This is a genomic window from Mesorhizobium sp. M5C.F.Ca.ET.164.01.1.1 (genome assembly GCF_004792125.1).
Lineage (GTDB): Bacteria > Pseudomonadota > Alphaproteobacteria > Rhizobiales > Rhizobiaceae > Mesorhizobium > Mesorhizobium wenxiniae.
Genome location: NZ_SRTG01000001.1, coordinates 1441866 through 1459259, shown reverse-complemented (window position 1 = coordinate 1459259; position 17394 = coordinate 1441866). Strand labels below are relative to the sequence as shown.

Annotated in this window: 16 protein-coding genes; 5 read left to right on the top strand and 11 right to left on the bottom strand. The window is 62.1% G+C overall.

Annotated elements, in window-relative coordinates; all coding sequences use genetic code 11:
- Positions 1–122: 122 nt before the first annotated feature.
- The 5 genes from EN807_RS07035 to EN807_RS07015 all read right to left on the bottom strand — a co-directional run bounded on the left by EN807_RS07035 (position 123) and on the right by EN807_RS07015 (position 7884).
- The gene (locus tag EN807_RS07035) at positions 123–281 is read right to left on the bottom strand and encodes a DUF3309 family protein (RefSeq protein WP_036267059.1); all 159 of its coding nucleotides are present in this window, start codon (positions 279–281) and stop codon (positions 123–125) included.
- 119 nt (positions 282–400) lie between these two features.
- On the bottom strand, positions 401–3577 hold the full coding sequence (locus EN807_RS07030) for an efflux RND transporter permease subunit (RefSeq protein ID WP_135934402.1): 3177 nt from the start codon (positions 3575–3577) through the stop codon (positions 401–403).
- Between the two features lie 2 nt (positions 3578–3579).
- Entirely contained in the window at positions 3580–4761 is a 1182-nt protein-coding gene (locus EN807_RS07025; RefSeq protein ID WP_135934401.1) for an efflux RND transporter periplasmic adaptor subunit, read from the bottom strand.
- A 388-nt stretch (positions 4762–5149) separates the two neighbouring features.
- Complete coding sequence (locus EN807_RS07020) at positions 5150–7420, bottom strand: xanthine dehydrogenase family protein molybdopterin-binding subunit (protein WP_135934400.1); 2271 nt, start codon at positions 7418–7420, stop codon at positions 5150–5152.
- Positions 7421–7422: 2 nt separating this feature from the next.
- Entirely contained in the window at positions 7423–7884 is a 462-nt protein-coding gene (locus EN807_RS07015; RefSeq protein WP_127314217.1) for a (2Fe-2S)-binding protein, read from the bottom strand.
- 116 nt (positions 7885–8000) lie between these two features.
- Between EN807_RS07015 and EN807_RS07010 the strand changes: the two genes are divergently transcribed.
- Positions 8001–8597, top strand: a complete 597-nt coding sequence (locus EN807_RS07010; RefSeq protein WP_065011284.1) for a TetR/AcrR family transcriptional regulator — start codon at positions 8001–8003, stop codon at positions 8595–8597.
- A 14-nt stretch (positions 8598–8611) separates the two neighbouring features.
- On the opposite strand, the gene EN807_RS07005 is transcribed toward EN807_RS07010, so the two are convergent.
- The 3 genes from EN807_RS07005 to EN807_RS06995 form a co-directional block, all read right to left on the bottom strand.
- Positions 8612–9742: a patatin-like phospholipase family protein gene (locus EN807_RS07005; RefSeq protein ID WP_135934399.1), complete on the bottom strand. Its 1131-nt coding sequence runs from the start codon at positions 9740–9742 to the stop codon at positions 8612–8614.
- Positions 9743–9791: 49 nt separating this feature from the next.
- A complete protein-coding gene (locus tag EN807_RS07000) occupies positions 9792–10586 on the bottom strand; it encodes a 3-hydroxybutyrate dehydrogenase (RefSeq protein ID WP_164891654.1) in 795 nt (264 codons plus the stop codon).
- A 154-nt stretch (positions 10587–10740) separates the two neighbouring features.
- Complete coding sequence (locus EN807_RS06995) at positions 10741–11433, bottom strand: TetR/AcrR family transcriptional regulator (protein ID WP_135934398.1); 693 nt, start codon at positions 11431–11433, stop codon at positions 10741–10743.
- Between the two features lie 101 nt (positions 11434–11534).
- Here EN807_RS06995 and EN807_RS06990 point away from each other — a divergent pair, with 101 nt between their 5' ends.
- Entirely contained in the window at positions 11535–11981 is a 447-nt protein-coding gene (locus EN807_RS06990) for a hypothetical protein (protein WP_135934397.1), read from the top strand.
- A gap of 88 nt (positions 11982–12069) precedes the next feature.
- Here the strand turns inward: EN807_RS06990 and phaR are convergent, their stop codons facing one another.
- A complete protein-coding gene (gene phaR, locus EN807_RS06985; protein WP_127211363.1) occupies positions 12070–12681 on the bottom strand; it encodes a polyhydroxyalkanoate synthesis repressor PhaR in 612 nt (203 codons plus the stop codon).
- A 134-nt stretch (positions 12682–12815) separates the two neighbouring features.
- Positions 12816–12995, bottom strand: a complete 180-nt coding sequence (locus EN807_RS06980; RefSeq protein ID WP_135934396.1) for a hypothetical protein — start codon at positions 12993–12995, stop codon at positions 12816–12818.
- On the opposite strand from EN807_RS06980, the gene EN807_RS06975 reads away from it, so the two are divergent.
- Together EN807_RS06975 and phbB are read left to right on the top strand one after the other, a co-directional pair.
- Complete coding sequence (locus tag EN807_RS06975) at positions 12982–14160, top strand: acetyl-CoA C-acetyltransferase (RefSeq protein ID WP_127314211.1); 1179 nt, start codon at positions 12982–12984, stop codon at positions 14158–14160. The genes EN807_RS06980 and EN807_RS06975 overlap by 14 nt on opposite strands.
- Positions 14161–14330: 170 nt before the next feature.
- Entirely contained in the window at positions 14331–15056 is a 726-nt protein-coding gene (gene phbB, locus EN807_RS06970) for an acetoacetyl-CoA reductase (protein ID WP_065011280.1), read from the top strand.
- 81 nt (positions 15057–15137) lie between these two features.
- Here the strand turns inward: phbB and EN807_RS06965 are convergent, their stop codons facing one another.
- On the bottom strand, positions 15138–16337 hold the full coding sequence (locus tag EN807_RS06965; RefSeq protein WP_246684024.1) for an NAD(P)/FAD-dependent oxidoreductase: 1200 nt from the start codon (positions 16335–16337) through the stop codon (positions 15138–15140).
- On the opposite strand from EN807_RS06965, the gene EN807_RS06960 reads away from it, so the two are divergent.
- Positions 16296–17054: a TetR family transcriptional regulator gene (locus EN807_RS06960; protein ID WP_246684023.1), complete on the top strand. Its 759-nt coding sequence runs from the start codon at positions 16296–16298 to the stop codon at positions 17052–17054. The genes EN807_RS06965 and EN807_RS06960 overlap by 42 nt on opposite strands.
- Positions 17055–17394 lie beyond the last annotated feature (340 nt).

Here is a 17394-nt window from a genome sequence, read left to right as displayed (position 1 = left end):
CACTACCCAACGGATGATCCGAACCGAAGGCTCGGAAAGGACCAAAGCGAAAATCAAATGCTACAGCGCTGCGCCCTCAGAAGGCGCGCAGCGCTGTACCTTGTAGCGCACCAAACTCCGGGTCAAATCCTGCCCATCAGCAGCAACACCAGCAGCACGATCAGGATGACGCCGACGATGCCGGAGGGACCATAACCCCAGGAACGCGAATGAGGCCATGCCGGCACCGCGCCGATCAGAATGAGGATCAGAATGATGACGAGAATGGTGCTGAGCGTCATGAGAAACTCCCCGCTTTGAGGTGTTGCATGACAGGACAATGCAAAAGGCCGCTGGGTTGTTCCCGGCGGCCTTTTCTTTGCGCGTTCAGAATACGCGCGGCGCTCCAAGCAAAGTTGGCCTATTCGGCGGCCTTCGGGAAGGCGATTGCCGGCTCGTCAAGCGAGCCCTGTCTTGCGGAGGTCTCTACAGTCGCACCGACTGTCTTGCCGCGCCGGAACACCCGACGGAAGAATGCATAGAAGCGGCTGTTCTTACTACGCGTGAACACCATCAGCATCGACGGTGTCACCACCAGCGTCAGCAAGGTGGCGAAGGACAGGCCGAAGACGATCGCCGACGACAGTGAAATCCACCATTGTGTCGACGGCGCGTTGATCGTTGTCTCGTGATGGAAGATTTCGAGACCGAGGCCGAAAGCGATCGGCAGCACGCCGAGGATCGCCGACACCGCTGTCAGCACAACCGGGCGGGCACGTTCGCGGCAGGTCTGCAGAACCGCGTCCATCTTGTCCCAGCCCTCTTCGCGCAGCCGGTCATAGGTGTCGATCAACACGATGTTGTTGTTCACCACCACACCGGCCAGCGCAATGACGCCGATGCCCGACATGACGATGCCGAACGCCTCTCCTGTCAACAGCAACCCCAGGAACACCCCGACCGTCGCCATGACCACGCAGGACAGCACCAGCCAGACGCTGGTGAACTTGTTGAACTGCATCAGAAGCACCAGAAAGATCAGGAAGATCGCCGCACCGAAGGCTTTGCTCAGGAAAGCGCTGGCTTCGGCGCTGTCCTCGTTCGAGCCGGCAAGCTTCCAGCGTATGCCGCTGCCGAGATCCATGTCGGCGACAGCCTGGGTGACCTCTTGCTGGACGGCCGCGACCTGCGCACCGGCGGCGACATTGGCCTGGACGACCACGGTGCGCGCGCCGTCGATGCGGTTGAGGATGCCAACCGTCGGCTCGGGCTTGCGCGCGACGAAATTCGAGATTGGCACCGACCCTTGCGAAGTCTGCACCCTGAGGTCGTCGAGCGTTGACAGCGTGCGCCGGTCCTCGGGCAGGCGCAGCCTGATGTCGACGGCGTCGTCAGCACCGGCTGGCCGGTATTCACTGAGCTTCAGCCCGTTCGTCACCAGTTGCACCACCGTTCCGACCGAGGTCGGGCTGATGCCGTATTGCGCCGCCTTGGCGCGATCGACGTCGAGCGCCCAGTCGACGCCGGGTGGCGGCAGGCCGTCTGAAATATCGATGACGCCTCGCACCTTGGCAATGCGGGCGGCGACGGCGCGCGCCTTGTCGTCGAGACCTTTCGGGTCGACGGCCGAAAGCCTGATCTGGATCGGCTTGCCGGTGGGCGGGCCGGCCTCGGGCACGCGAACCTCGACATCGACGCCGGGAATGCCGGCCATGACGCCGCGCAATTCGTCCAGGATCGCGTTCGCCGATTTGCGCTCGCGCCAGTCGATGAACTCGTAATTGATCACGCCGACCACGTCTTCAGGAATGTCCTGGCCGCCGCCTTGCGTCTTGCCGACACGGGTATAGACCGATTTCACGCCTGGCCAGCCAAGAAGTCGGTTCTCGGCGGTCTTCGTGGCGGCATCCATTTCGGCGAGCGAAAGGTTGCCGCGGGCGTGCACATACAGCAGGCCGTAGTCAGGCTCGACGTTCGGGAAGAACTCGACGCCGGCGCCGTATTTCGAATAGGCAAAGCCGACACCGATCAAAAGGCCGACGGTGAGCAGAAGCACGGTGATGGGAAAGCGCACCGCCTGCTTGACCACGGCCATGTACCAGCCGTCGCGGTTGTCATTCTCGTGATGCGGCGGCGCCTTGGCGAACAAGGCGCCCAGCGCCGGCGCAAAGACCAGCGCATAAAGCATCGAGGCCGAGAGCGTGACGATCAGCGTGATCGGCATGTATTTCATGAAGTCACCTATGATGCCCGGCCAGAACAGCAACGGCGAGAAGGCGGCGATGCGCGTCATCGTCGCGGCGATGACCGGACCGGCCATGCGTTTGGCGGCAAGGGCGAAAGCCTCTGCCTTAGGCATGCCTTCGCTCATGCGCCGCTCGGCGAATTCGGTGACGATGATGGCGTCGTCGACGAGCATGCCGACCGCCAGGATGAGGCTGAACAGCACGATCATGTTGATCGTGTAGCCCATCATGGCCAACAGCAGAATGCCGATCAGAAAGGACGATGGAATGGCCAGTCCGATCAGCAGCGATGCACGGCCCGAGAGCGCGTAGAGAATGACGATGAACACCAGGATCACGGCGATCATGACGTGATTCTGCAGATCGCCGAGCAACTGGTTGACGAAGACCGATTTGTCCTGCGTGTAGGTGACGTGCATACCTTCCGGCATGGTTTTTATGAAGGCATCGGACACGGCCCTCACCTGGGCGATCGTGTCGATCAGGTTGGAGCCGATGCGCTTCTTCACCTCGATGGCGATCGCCGGCTTGCCGTCGAGACGGGTCACCGTCTCGGCGTCCTTGAAGGTGGAGCGTACGGTGGCGATATCCTTGGCCTGCACCACGGCATTGGGGCCGGCGACGATCGGAAGCGCCGCCACGTCCTCCGGCGTCTCGATCAGCGACGGCACCTTGACCGCGTATTTGCCCTCGGATCCTTCGATGTTGCCGGCGGCGACAAGGCTGTTGGAATCGCCGACCGCACCGATCAGCTGCTCGAGCTGCAGCCCATAGGAAGACAGTTTCATCGGATCGATGACGACTTCGACGAGATCGTCGCGCGCACCTTGCAGCGCGCCTTCCAGCACGCCGGGCACCTCCTCGATGCGGTCGCGCAATTCGCGCGCCGCAGCTGTCAGCATGCGCTCGGGCACCTCGCCTGACAGCGTCACCACAAGAACGGGGAACTCGGAGATGTTGACTTCGGTGACCACAGGCTCCTCGGCCGCCTGCGGGAGGTCGGCCTTGCCGTCCTGGACCTTGCTGCGTGTGTCCTGCAAGGCCGTCGCCAGATCCGTCTGCGGCTGGAATTCGACCAGCACATAGCCGCCGCCCTGGAAGGCGGCCGAACGCATCTCCTTGAGACCTTTGAGGCTTTTCAGCTTGGCTTCCATCGGCCGCAGCAGAAGGCGTTCCGAATCCTCGGGCGAGATGCCCTGATAGATCAAGCTGACATACATCATCGGAATCGGAACGTCTGGTTCCGCTTCCTTCGGTGTCGACTGATAGGCGACCGCACCCGCAAGGATGAGGAACACCAGAACCGAAATGGTCAGCCGGGCATTGTTGATCGCGAGTTTGACGATATCCATGATTACTGCGTCCCGGCCGTCGCTTCGCCCAACAGCTTCTGGATGGTCGCCTGGTCGGCTTCGACCGGCTTGACCACTTCGCCTTCCTTCACCAGTTCCTGGCCGGCGACGATGATGCGCGCTTCGGCAGGAATGCCGCCGAGCACCAGGCCGGTTGGCGTGTCGTCGACCAGGTCGATCGGGAAAAACACGACCTTGTCGTCTTTGTCGACGGCGCGGATGCCGAGGTCGCCCTTGTCGCCGAGCGTCACCACGGAGCGCGGCAGAATGACGGCGTCGGTCGGCTGGGCGCTCAGCGCGATCTCGGCGGTCATCCCGGCCGGAATAGTGCCCTCGGGGTTGGGGATTGCGATCTCGACGCGGAAGGTGCGGGTGGCGGACGAGGCGTCGCGGCTGATATAGCGCACGGTGCCCTCGACATTCTGGCCGCTGACCAACCGTACATTCGCCTTGTCGCCGATCTTCAGATAGCCGAGATCGCGTTCGCTGACCTCGCCGCGGGCGATCACCGGATCGAGGCTCAGAATGGTCGCCACTTCGCCGCCCTGCATCACGGAACTGCCAAGCTCCACCGGCACTCGGTCGATGACGCCGTCGAAGGGCGCCTTCACTTCGTTGCGGTCAAGCTCGGCTTGCGCGGCTTCCAGTTGCGACTGGGCCAGCGTCAGGTTGGAGCGGGCCGTGTCGAGCTGCAGTTTGGGCAGATTGCCGGTTTTCGCCAACCGCAACGCCGCATCGAGTTCGGCCTGACGCTGAACCAGAAGCTGCTTGGCGTTGCTGACCGCCGAAAGCTTTTCCTCGGCTGCCAGCATCAGCACGAGGTCGCCGGTCTTGACGCGCTGTCCCTGCTTGACCGGCAGGTTGTCGATGACGCCGGCGACGCGCGTCGCCAGGACCGCGCGCTTGTCGGCTTCGGTCAGTCCGGAAATCCGGATGGCGCGCGCATAGGTACGCCTGGGCGGAGTTATGGTCGCGACGGTGCGCAGGGGCGCCTTGGTCTGTTCTGCCTCACTGGGCTTGGCCTTGCCGGCGTCAGCCGCTTTTGGCTGCTCGACCTCCCCCGCCTTGGGTTCGTTGTCGGCGGCCGCGCTGCCGACGGACGAGAACTCGCCCGTCACCATCCATGCAGCGAACCCGACAAGCACAACAATGGCTGCAAGCTTGTGAAACCTGTATTTCGGCATCGTCGTTTTTCCAGTGCGCGGGGTTCGGCCAGGCCGCGTCTTCTAACTCGGGCGCGTCGCCGATATGGGTGCGCGCAAGGCCGTGTTCAACTTGCCGTGATCGGCGAATGAGCTTTTACATCAAAGTTGCACCGCAACATAGTCAGAAAAGTTGATGGGTAATACTTCGCTGGGCAGGATGCGCCCGCCGCCATGAGGCGCCGCGGACCAGCGCAGCCGTCCGTCTGCGACATAGCAGTCGGCGCAGCGCGGATCCGAAAAGACCGCGTTCCTCGGGCAAGCCCTTGGCTGCATCAACCGTCATCGGTGCCGTTGCCAGGCTTTCCTTTGCGGCGCGAAAGCGCCATCGAAACAGCATGGCAGCAGCTGTCAGCATGATGGGAATATTTCATGCAAAGGTCACTTCCTTCGACAAGGGCAGTGTCCGGATGCGCTTGCCTGTCAGTGCGAAGATGGCGTTGGCGAGTGCCGGTGCCGCCGGCGGCGTGCCGACTTCGCCGACGCCGCCCATCTTGTGAAAATTCTCCAGGATAGCGACTTCGAACGCCGGGCACTGGAGGATGCGCATCGCATCGTAATCGTGGAAATTCGACTGTTCGACCATGCCGCCGGCGAAAGTAATCTCCTGACCCATCGCCGCCGACAGGCCATAGACGGCGGCGGAGATGAGTTGCGCCTCGATGATATCAGGATCGAGTGCGGTGCCGACATCGGCGGCGATCCATACCTTCTCAATGCGAATTCCGGACGGCGTGTCGGCGACCTGGACGATCTCGCCGACCCAACTGCCGAAAGACTGCGTGAACGCGATGCCCTTGGCCTTGCCGGCGGGCAGCGTCTCGCCCCATTTCGCGATTTCGGCGACCTTCTCGACCACCTTCACCGCTGCCGGATAGGCAGCCATCAGCTTCTTGCGCAGATCGACCGGGTCGGTTTTCCCGGCGACTGCGATCTCGTCCAGAAATCCTTCATGGAAGAAACCGTTGATCGAACTGCCGACCGATCGCCACGAGCCGACGGGGATCGAGACGGGTGCGGCGACGCCGGTCACCCGGTAGTTCGGGATCGTATAGGGCTGGTTATGGGCACCGTCGACGATGGACTTGTCGGGCCCGAGCGGCGATATCGAGGGAAACAGCCGGCGCAAGGTGCTGGCTATCAGGGATGGCGAGGCGATTGTCATGTCGACGGCAACCGGCATGCCGTCGTTGCCAAGCCGCGCCTGGAATTTGCCGACGGAAGCCGGCCGGTAGGCGTCGTGGCGCATGTCCTCCTCGCGCGTCCAGATCACCTTGATCGGCCGGCCTGCCGTTTCTTTCGCCATCAGCGCGGCACAGAGCGCATAATCCACCTCGACACGTCGGCCGAAGCCGCCGCCCATGAAGGTGGTGTGGACGCTGACCTTGTCCTGCTCGATGCCGACAGCATTGGCGCAAAGCTGCCGCACCAAGGTCGGCGCCTGATTGCCGCACCAGATGTCTAGGGCGCCGTCCTTCAACCGCGCCGTGGCGTTCATCGGCTCCATCGTCGCATGTGCCAGATAAGGCACCGCATAGTCAGCCTCGACGATCTTTTCGCGCGGCGCGTCGGCGAAGGCGGTATCGACATCGCCATCGTCGCGCATCACCGACCCTTTTGTGCCGAGCGCCTGCTTCAGCACCTCTGAAATGCCGGCGCTATCCAGCGGATATTCGGGATCGGCCCATTCGGTGTCGATCGCCTCCGCCGCCTTGAACGCCGCCCAGGTGTTTTCGCCGATGATGCCGAAGCCGTGGCCGTAATTCGTGTCGATCGGCACGATCTTGATCACGCCAGGCATTTTCTCAGCCTTTGAGAAATCGGCCTTGACCGGCTTGGCCCAGAAGCGCGGGCTCATCTTGACCGTGCCGTACAGCATGTCCGGCAAGGTCACGTCGATGCCGAAGATCGGCGCCCCGGTGACCTTGGCCGGCATGTCGATGCGTTTTTGCGGTTTACCGAGCAGTTTCCAGTCGGCTTTGTCTTTGAGCCTGATTTCCGCGGGCGGCGCCATCGTCGCAGCGGTCGCGGCGACCGCGCCATAGGTCAGCGACTTGCCCGACGCCTTGTGCAGGATCGAGCCATTGGCCGTTTCCAGATCGGCAGCAGCTATACCGAGCTTTTGCGCGGCCGCTGCAATCAGCATCTGCCGCGCAGCGGCGCCGGCCTGCCGCATCTTGTCGAAACCGTCGCGCGTCGAGGCCGAGCCGCCGGTGCCTTGGAGGGCGAGGAATTTTCCGACCACGCCCATGCCGGCGCGCACTATTTCCGTCATGCTTTCGTCGAAGAAGGCGAACGGACCGCCCTCTTCCAGGATCGCTGGGTTGTAATAGGCGTAGGAGGCCGGGCCGTGCTCGACCTTGACCTGATCGAGCCCGACATCGAGCTCTTCGGCAACCAAGGCGGCAAGCGTCGTCGAGATGCCTTGGCCCATCTCGGCACGCGGCGCGATGATGGTGATCGTGTCGTCGGCGCCGATCTTCACATAGGGGTTGAAGGTCGCTTCGTCAGCGGCGAGATCGCCTTCCAGCGGATTCGGATAGGGTTTGCGGTAGTAATAGTAGCCGACGGCGACACCGCCCGCGATGGCAGCCGCGCCGATGAGAAATGTGCGGCGGGCGATCTTTCCGAGACTGGCCATGGTCAGATCCCCGCCGTCTTGAGGACGGCCGCTCGTTTGATCGCCGCGCGGATCTTTGGGTAGGTGCCGCAGCGGCAGAGATTGCCGCCCATGGCATTGTCGATGTCGGCATCGGTCGGCTCGGCAACCTCGTCGAGCAGCGCCACCGCGCTCATGATCTGGCCGGCCTGGCAGTAGCCGCATTGGGCGACCTGCACTTCCAGCCATGCCTGCTGTACCGGATGCAGTCTGCCTTCGGTGCCGATGCCTTCGATCGTGGTGACCGTGCCGGTGACCTCACCGACCGGCAATGAACAGGAGCGCACCGGCTGGCCATCGACATGCACCGTGCAGGCGCCGCAGGCGGCAATGCCGCATCCGAACTTCGGCCCGGTCTTGCCCATGAGATCGCGCAGCGCCCACAGGAGCGGCATTTCGGGATCGGCATTGATGTCGAATGCCTGCCCGTCGACGGTGAGGCGCATGGGGATACCCTTTGTTGTCGTCCGCAGCCCAAGGCGAAAGGCCGGTCGGCCATTTCCTACATCTTGACAAATTACGTCATTTTGTCAACAGAGCTTTTGCAGGATAAGGTTGCAGCATGATTGAGTCCGAGGACATCGCCACCGACCCCAAGCGCGCCCGCATTCTGGAGGGCGCGCTGAAGGTGTTTCTGGCCTATGGTTTCGCTCGCACCACCATGGACGACATTGCGCGTGCCGCCGACATGTCGCGGCCGGCGCTTTATCTCCAGTTCAAGAATAAGACCGACATTTATCGCGCCATCGCGCTGATGCTGCTTTCCCGCTCGCTCGAGCAGGCGAAAACGGCGCTCGCCGGCGAAGAACCATTTGCCGAGCGCACGATGCGGGCCATCGACGAGGCACTGATCTCGATGACGCGGGCCGTCAATGCCTCGCCGCATGGCGCCGAACTCCTTGACATGAAGTCGAGCCTCGCCGATCTGATCGGCTGCTGGCGCGGCCGGTTTGCCGAGCATATCGCCGCAGCGATCCAGAGCGAAGCCGGACGCAATGGCGTCGACCTGACCGCCAAGGGCTTGTCGGTAAAACTGCTCGCCGACATGCTGCTCGACGGGCTGGATGGCATGAAGATGCGTATCAGCGATCCGGACGAGCAACGGCAGGCGGCGGCCGCGCTGATCAAGGTGATCGATCTGGCCTTGCAAAAAAGCTGACAATCCAAAACGCCTCAGGCTTGGCGACGCGCTGCCTCGGGCTTCTTGCGGGCCGCGAGGAACTCCTTGACCCGCCGGCCCGGTGCCGGACCACGCATCGGCTTGAAGCCGTCGTCGAGCTCGCCTGAGAGATCAAGCGTCGGCCGTTTCCCGACGGCGTCGTAATTCTCCTCCAGCCAATCGCTCGCGGCAGTGCGGCCAAGGTCGCGCAGATAGGTCAGGAACGCCCATTCGGCATTGACCTTGGACGATGCCGACAGATCCTTGAACGCCTCGTCGGCATCGATGCGGTGCATGCGGATGTCGCGGTATTCGCCGTGCGGCAACCGGCCGGCGGCGATCAGCTCCTTGACGAAGGCGATCGAACGGAATTCGCGCAGCAGCCCGGCATTGAAAGTGATCTCGTCGATGCGATTCTGGATTTCGTTGGCGCTCTTCGGCGTTCCCTCGCGGACCACCGGATTGATCTGCACCAACAGCACGTCCTCAGTGGCAGCCGTCTTGAAGAACGGGAATAGCGCCGGATTGCCGCCATAGCCGCCATCCCAGTAGGGCACTCCCTTGATCTCGACAGCGCGGAACAGCTGCGGCAGGCAGGCCGACGCCATCACCGTGTCGAGATCGATCTCGCCATCCGAAAAGACGCGCAACTGCCCGGTCTCGACGTTGGTCGCTGAGATGAAGAGCTCCATCGACTTGCAGGAGCGCACATTGCCGAAATCGATCTCCTGTTCAATCACGTCGCGCAGCGGGTTGAGACCCAGCGGGTTGGCAACATAGGGCGAGAACACCCGCGACATGGTGTCGAAAAAGAGATAGCCCGGCGAATTCTCGATCGACCAGTTGCCCCAGGCCACGTCCCACGGCATGCGCTGTACCGGGCTGAACCGGCCCTTCAGCGCCACCGCGCGCCAGAAATCGTCGAGCTTCTGCCGCGCCCCCTCGACGCCGCCTCGGACGAAGCCGTCGGCCAGCGCCACCGCGTTCATCGCGCCGGCGCTGGTGCCCGAAACCGCCGCGATGTCGAGCCGTCCGTCCTCCAGCAGCTGGTCGAGCACCCCCCAGGAGAAGGCGCCGTGCGAGCCGCCGCCCTGCAGCGCGACGTTGATCTTCTTGGGCTCCTCCACCTTGCCGTTTGTCGTCATGGCGTTGCCCTTGATTTGTCGGCCAGATTTGTTTCGCGCAGCAAATTCACTAGGCGGTCCAGCCGCCGTCGACCGAAATATGCGTGCCGTTGATCTGCGCTGCTGCATCCGAACACAGGAACACCGCGGCAGCGGCAACTTGCTCGACCGTGACGAATTCCTTGGTCGGCTGCTTTTCGAGCATGACCTCGCGGACCACAGTGTCGCGGTCCATCTTGTTCGCCTTCATCTGGTCGGGGATCTGCGCCTCGACCAGCGGCGTCAGCACATAGCCGGGGCAGATGGCGTTGCATGTGATCTTGTCGCGCGCCAGTTCCAAGGCGACGGTCTTGGTCAGCCCCATGATGCCGTGCTTGGCCGAGACATAGGCCGACTTGAACGGCGAGGCGACCAGCCCGTGAGCCGAGGCGATGTTGACGATCCTGCCGCCGCCGGCTTGCTTCATCAGCGGGATCGCGGCGGCGATGGTGTGGAAGGCCGACGACAGATTGATGGCGATGATCGCGTCCCACTTCTCGATCGGAAATTCTTCCACCGACGCGACATGCTGGATGCCGGCATTGTTGACCAGGATGTCGACCGAGCCGAAGGTCTCGGCTGCCTTTGCGACCAGCGCCCGGCATTCGGCCGGCTTCGACATGTCTGCTTTGATGTAGGCGGTCTTCACGCCGTGATGTTTGGCGATCGCATCGGTGATGGCCTGGTCGTCGGCCGTGTCGGAAAAGGAATTGACGACGATGTTGCACCCTTCCGCTGCGAGCGCATGGGCGATGGCCAGCCCGATGCCCGAGGTGGAACCGGTGACGATGGCGGTTTTTCTGCTGGGCAAGGCGAGATCCTTCAGTGGGGTGCTAACGCAAGCATATTGCAGTGCAGCATATATGTCTCGTGTGGCGCAAGAACAGCGGCACGGATTGGCGCTGACATGAAATTTTTGTCATGAATGAGGACACCCTCACTCGAAGTTGTGGCCTGACGGACAGTGTGTAAACAGTTTGTCAGCGATCCCGGGTAGCTACTTCGGGGTGCTCCTGAGATTGCGCTTTGGATGAAATCGTCATCCGGCTCATGAAAAGGTGGAGAGCTCTCCGCGCGGCGAGGGATGGCGGCTCGGACGGATGCCACTCCGGGAAATGACCATCGATTGCCATGCGTGCCAATCCGTAGACAAATGCGCGCGCGGCAAGCATCAGATGATCGAAGTCGGTGTCCGGAGCGAGCCGACCTTGCTGTTGCGCTTGGGTCAGCAGATCGATCATCTTCCGGCGAATGGCTTCATTCTGATCACGAAGACTATCCGACGCATCGAAATCGATCAGCGTTCGAGAACTGATGATCTGGAAATGGGTGGGATTGCTGATCGCCCATTCCAGATAGCCTTGTCCGATTGCTTCGAAGGCCACAATGGGATCTGCGCTGTCGACTTTGGACTGTGCATTGGCAACGGCCTCGGTCAGCCGGTTCATCGCCTGTTCGGCGACCGCGGTCAGCAGTGCTGTTTTCGACCGAAAATGGCGGAATGGCGCGCCGGGCGAAACGCCGGCACGCTTTGCGGCCTCGCGCACAGACACATGCTCTGCTCCGCGTTCCTCGATGATCCCCACGGTGGCCGCGATCAAGGCCTCGACCAGTTTGCCGTGATGATAGCGCTTGGGGTTGGCGGCTTCGGTGGAATCCGTGGTGTTGGTCATGCCTTCCCAGTAGCATGAGGCCGAAATGTAATCACCGATTATTTTCTTGCGCCCAAGCGAATCATATGTAATCAGTGATTACAATATCAACGGAGGTTACCATGCTTCGCATCATCGCAACGACTGCCCTCGCTTTCTCCTTATTGTCGCTCGGGTCTGCCCAGGCCGAAGATCGGCCAACTCTGGAAATCGTCTGGCCGGTGGCCGGTTCGGTCATCGAACTCGGTAACGATCCCGAGAAGGCGATAGGCGTCGTCGTCAGGAGCAACTTCACGCTGCTGCCAGCGGGTGAATGCGACGGCGTCAGCCAATGCGGCCACGTGTATATGAAGATCGATCCCGCCGGAGACACCTGCAACATCCCCGGCAAGCCGTACAACAGCATGAACAGCGACTTTGGCGGCGACCTTATCAAGGGTCGTTTCGGCCATTGCCCGGATGCCGCCGGCAAGCACGTGATCGGCGTCCTACTTGCCGATGATCATCACAAGCCCATTCTTGTGGACGGCAAACCCGTTACCGCGCTGGTGACGGTGACGACGAAATAGCGTGGCCGGAGCTCTCAGCCTCATTGAGGCGGATGTTCTGCCACGGTCTGCTGATGCGAGATTTCGGCCGGGTTTAGTCGGCCGGCGATCACGACATCGTGTCGAGCTTGCGCTGCATGGCGGCGATCTGTTCCTTCAACTCTTGAAGGTCGTCGGGTTTATCCGACGTTTCTTTCCTGGCCGGCTCCGCTGGCGCTGCGGAAGAGCCATTCGAGGCTGCAGGTGGGAAGGGCGTGAACAGCCGCATGGCATTCTGGAACATCTCCATGTTGCGGCGCGTCTGCTCTTCCAGTGCCTTGATCGGCGTGGCGATCTTCATCATGTCCAGCGGCGACTTGCCCAACGCCCCCTTCATCTGCTCGCGGAAGCGTTCCTGTTCCTTTGAGAAGGCGATCATCGACTGCTCGAGGAAGCTCGGCACGATCATCTGCATCTGGTCGCCGTAAAAGGCGATCAACTGGCGCAGGAACGGAATCGGCAGCATGTTCTGCCCCTCCTTGTTCTCCAGTTCAAAGATGATCTGGGTCAGCACCGGATGCGTGATGTCGTCGCCGGTCTTGGCGTCCTGGACAGTGAACTCCTCGCCCTTCTTGACCATTTCGGCAAGGTCCTCGAGCGTCACATAAGTGCTTGTGCCGGTGTTGTAGAGGCGGCGATTGGCATATTTCTTGATGATAATCGGTTCGTCTTTCGCGGCCATCAGCATCCTCCCAGGACACCGGCGCACTTGAGTAAGCTGCCGGTAACGATTGCGCCTTTTCAAGGATATGCGCAAAAGCGTCGCAATTCCAAGTGGTTTGTGCACTGCGGGATCAATTAATGCTGCATAGCGGGCTAAAAATGCTGCGCAGCAATGGGCGGGCTGTTTCCACCACAAAGCGCAACCTGCTTGCGGCGCATGGCGGGCATGCCCATTTCCGGTTTGACTTGGATCATTGAAAGGGCAAGAAAAGCCCTGACGATACCAAAAACCTCGATACCTCGAAGTCTGGAGAAGAACATGTCCGCTGCCATCGTTGTCGCCAGTGCGGCGCGCACGCCCGTCGGTTCCTTCAACGGCGCCTTTGCTGCCACCCCGGCGCATGAGCTTGGTGCCGTGGTCATCAAGGAACTGCTGTCTCGCGCCGGTGTCGAGCCGGCAGAGGTCGACGAGGTCATCCTCGGCCAGGTGCTGACCGCGGCTCAGGGCCAGAACCCCGCCCGCCAGGCATCTATCAATGCCGGCCTGCCAAAGGAAACCACCGCCTGGGGCCTCAATCAGGTTTGCGGCTCAGGTCTGCGCGCTATTGCTCTCGGTATGCAGCAGATCGCCGCCGGCGATGCCAAGGTGATCGTCGCCGGCGGGCAGGAATCGATGTCGCTGGCCCCGCACGCTCAACACCTGCGTGCCGGCGTCAAGATGGGCGACTACAAGATGATCGACACCATGATCAAGGACGGGCTGTGGGATGCCTTCAATGGCTACCACATGGGCAACACGGCCGAAAACGTCGCACGCCAGTTCCAGATTACCCGCGAGGACCAGGACCGGCTCGCATTGGCCTCCCAGAACAAGGCAGAGGCCGCGCAGAAGGCAGGCAAGTTCAAGGACGAGATCGTGGCTTTCACCGTCAAGGGCAAGAAGGGCGACACCATTGTCGACCAGGACGAGTATATCCGCCACGGCGCCACGATCGACGCCATGACCAAGCTAAGACCGGCCTTCGATAAGGACGGCACCGTGACCGCCGCCAATGCTTCCGGCATCAATGACGGCGCCGCCGCCGTGCTGCTGATGACCGAAGCGGAAGCCGCAAAGCGCGGCATCACGCCGCTGGCGCGCATCGTGTCCTGGGCGACCGCTGGTGTCGATCCGCAGATCATGGGCACCGGGCCTATTCCCGCCTCGCGCAAGGCGCTGGCCAAGGCCGGCTGGTCGGTCGGCGATCTCGACCTGGTCGAGGCCAACGAAGCCTTCGCCGCCCAGGCCTGCGCCGTCAACAAGGACATGGGCTGGGATCCGTCCATCGTCAATGTCAATGGTGGCGCCATCGCCATCGGCCATCCGATCGGCGCCTCCGGTGCCCGCATCTTCAACACGCTGGTCTACGAGATGCGCCGCAGAAGTGCCAGGAAAGGCCTTGCCACGCTGTGCATCGGCGGCGGCATGGGCGTTGCCATGTGCGTGGAAACACTGTGAAGGCAGCTACAGCCTTGGGACGCGCAAAGCACGCTGTAGCTTTCCGAAAATCGATTTCGATTTTCGGGGTTCATGTGCCAGGCAAGCCGTGAAATAGTCGGTGGCGAACGGGGCTCAATCGCCGTTAGAGCGTTCAGCGTCCGCCGCTCACGAATAAAAGGGAGGACATCATGACAAAGGTAGCACTCGTCACCGGTGGGTCGCGCGGTATTGGCGCCGCGATTTCGATCGGCCTGAAAACCGCCGGCTACAAGGTTGCCGCGAACTACGCCGGCAATGACGAAGCGGCGCAGAAATTCAAGGCAGAGACCGGCATCCCGGTCTACAAATGGTCGGTCGCCGACTACGATGCCTGCGCCGCCGGCATCAAGCAGATCGAGGCCGATCTCGGCCCGGTTTCCGTTCTGGTCAACAATGCCGGCATCACCCGCGACGCCATGTTCCACAAGATGACGCGCGAGCAATGGAAAGAGGTCGTCGACACCAATCTTTCCGGCGTCTTCAACATGACGCACCCGCTGTGGGGCGGCATGCGCGACCGCAAGTTCGGCCGCGTCATCACCATCTCCTCGATCAACGGCCAGAAGGGTCAGACCGGCCAGGTCAATTATTCGGCGTCGAAGGCCGGCGACATCGGCTTCACCAAGGCGCTCGCCCAGGAAGGAGCGCGGGCCGGCATCACCGTCAATGTCATCTGCCCCGGCTATATCGCCACCGAGATGGTCAGGGCGATGGATGAGAAGGTGCTCAACGAGCGCGTCATCCCGCAGATCCCGGTTGGCCGCCTCGGCGAGCCGGAAGAGATCGCACGCTGCGTCGTCTTCCTCGCTTCCGACGATGCCGGTTTCATCACCGGCTCGACCATCTCCGCCAATGGCGGCCAGTACATCACCTGAGGCGTCGTGCCCCTCGCCGATAACTGATGCACCGGCCCGACGCCCACAGGGCCAAGATCGAGGCTGGGGTAGCTGCGGCTGTCAGGCGACAAGCTTCAGCCGTGGTTCGGCTGCAGGCTTGGTCCGGGCGATCGGGCCCGGCTCGCGCGACGGTGCCGGCAGGCGGGCAAGCGGCGCCCGGCTGAGGCCTGACAGTTTCAAGGCGATGCGACGTCTCAGGAATGAATTGAGGTTCAGCACCGAAAGCACGAGATTGCGGACGAACCGCTTCACCGGACTGCGGGTAAGCGCCATGTCGGTCATCGTGCCCGCTAGTTCAAGCACCTCTTCGGCCGCCGGACGCCGCAGCGTTTCGTAAAGGTCGAGCTCCGCTTCCGGGCGCACGCCGTTCACCACGTCGCCAAGCAACTGGCCAAGCACGACCGCGTCGATGATGCCGGTGTTCATGCCCTGCCCTCCCGCCGGGCTGTGCACGTGCGCGGCATCACCCATGAGAAACAACCGGTCCTTGCGGTACGAGCGGACCAAGCGGTGATGGACGCGAAAACGCGAGCTCCACGACAGATCGAGCACCTGGGCTCTTTCTTTGGTCGGTCCACGGCTGTCGAGCAGCGCCTGGATGTCGGCGATCTCAGGCTTTTCCGGTGCGTCATCCATTGTTGCGACGACCCGGTACGATCCGTCCGGGAGCGGCGCCACCACCACCAGCCCGGCCGGTGCAAAGAACAGCGACACTTCGGTCGGCCCAACCGGCCAGTCGAGACGAACATCGGCGAGCACGAACGAAGCGTCATAGGCCGCGCCGTCGAACTCGATGCCGCTCGACCTGCGCACCAGGCTGTGCATGCCGTCGGCACCAACGACGTAGCGTGCCGATATCGGTTTCTCGCGGCCGTTCTCGATCACCGTCACGCGTGCGCCGTCAGCGTCCTGAACGACGGCCTTGGCCTCGACCGTGCGATGAATCACGCCGCCCAGGGCTGCGATCCGCTCGGCGAACACCTGCTCGGTCAGGTTCTGAGGCAGCATCATCAGATAGGGATGCCTTGACGGAAGCTTGCTGAAATCGAGCTTGAGCAGCGCCCGATTGCGGTCGCGGATGGCGAAATTCTGCAGCTTCAGGGCAAGCTCGCTCAGCCGCTGCGTGACGCCGAGCGGCTCCAGCGTTTCCAGCGTCTCCGCGTGGATGACGCCAGCCCGCGACGTCTGAAGCTGCTGCGCCAGCCTGTCGATCAAAACATGATCGACACCGGCCTGGTGCAGCACGATGGACAGCGCCATGCCGGTCGGCCCGGCGCCGATTATCAGGACTTCCGTAGTTTCGGGCAACATTTCTCTCTCCATTTGTCAACGATCGTTGACTTTCTAGCCGAACCCATTGCATTTGTCAACGGCCGTTGGCATATGAACTTCATGACCGAGAATCAGCCGAAGAAACCCAGCAAGTCGGACCGCACGCGCGCCCAAATCCTCGAGGCCGCGAGGCTCCTGTTCGCCGAGCACGGCTATGACGGCGCCTCCATCCGCGACGTCGCGGCGCAAGCCTCGATCGATCCGGCCATGGTGATCCGCTATTTCCGCAGCAAGGACGAGCTGTTCGCCAGGGCGGCGGTCGTCGATCTGCAATTGCCGGCACTGCGGGTGATCGACCGAAACACCATCGGCGAAACGCTGATCAGGCGTTTTCTCGAAATCTGGGAAGGCCCGGCCAGCGGTCCTGGCATGGCAATTCTGCTGCGTTCGGCGACGTCGAACGGATTCGCCGCGGAAAAATTGCGCGACGTATTTGGCAACCAGGTGAGGCCGGTGGTTGCGGCGGTCTCTGACCCCGCCGATGCGGGTCGACGGGCCGGGCTCGTTTCGAGCCAACTGCTGGGTCTGGCGATGTGCCGGTACCTGCTGCGGCTTCCGCCAGTCGTCGCCCTTTCCCACGACGAAATTATCCAGAAAGTCGGCCCTACTTTGAAGCGCTATGCCGTGGGAGAGGACGGGTCTTGAACCAATCCGTTCTGCATTGCTGGCACACTGGTGCTCGTGCAGCGACTGCGCCGACCGATGGACGCGACGCCGACCTTGTGCCGAAGCGGCACGCAAAAGTTAACGGCGGCCGCGCAGCCTGTGCAAAACCCTGTTCCCCGCCTGTGGATACTCGGTGGAAAACCTGTTCACGACACTACATATTGGGGTGAACAAACCGGGAAACTTCCGCCAGCGCTGATTCGTCGCCGTTTCGTTCCGGCTTTGAGCGGAAGGTTAAGGACAAAAGGCTGAAAACACCCCCAAATGGTTAAGGCGCGTGATGAAAGATTAATAATTTCAAAATGTTGGATGATGCCAC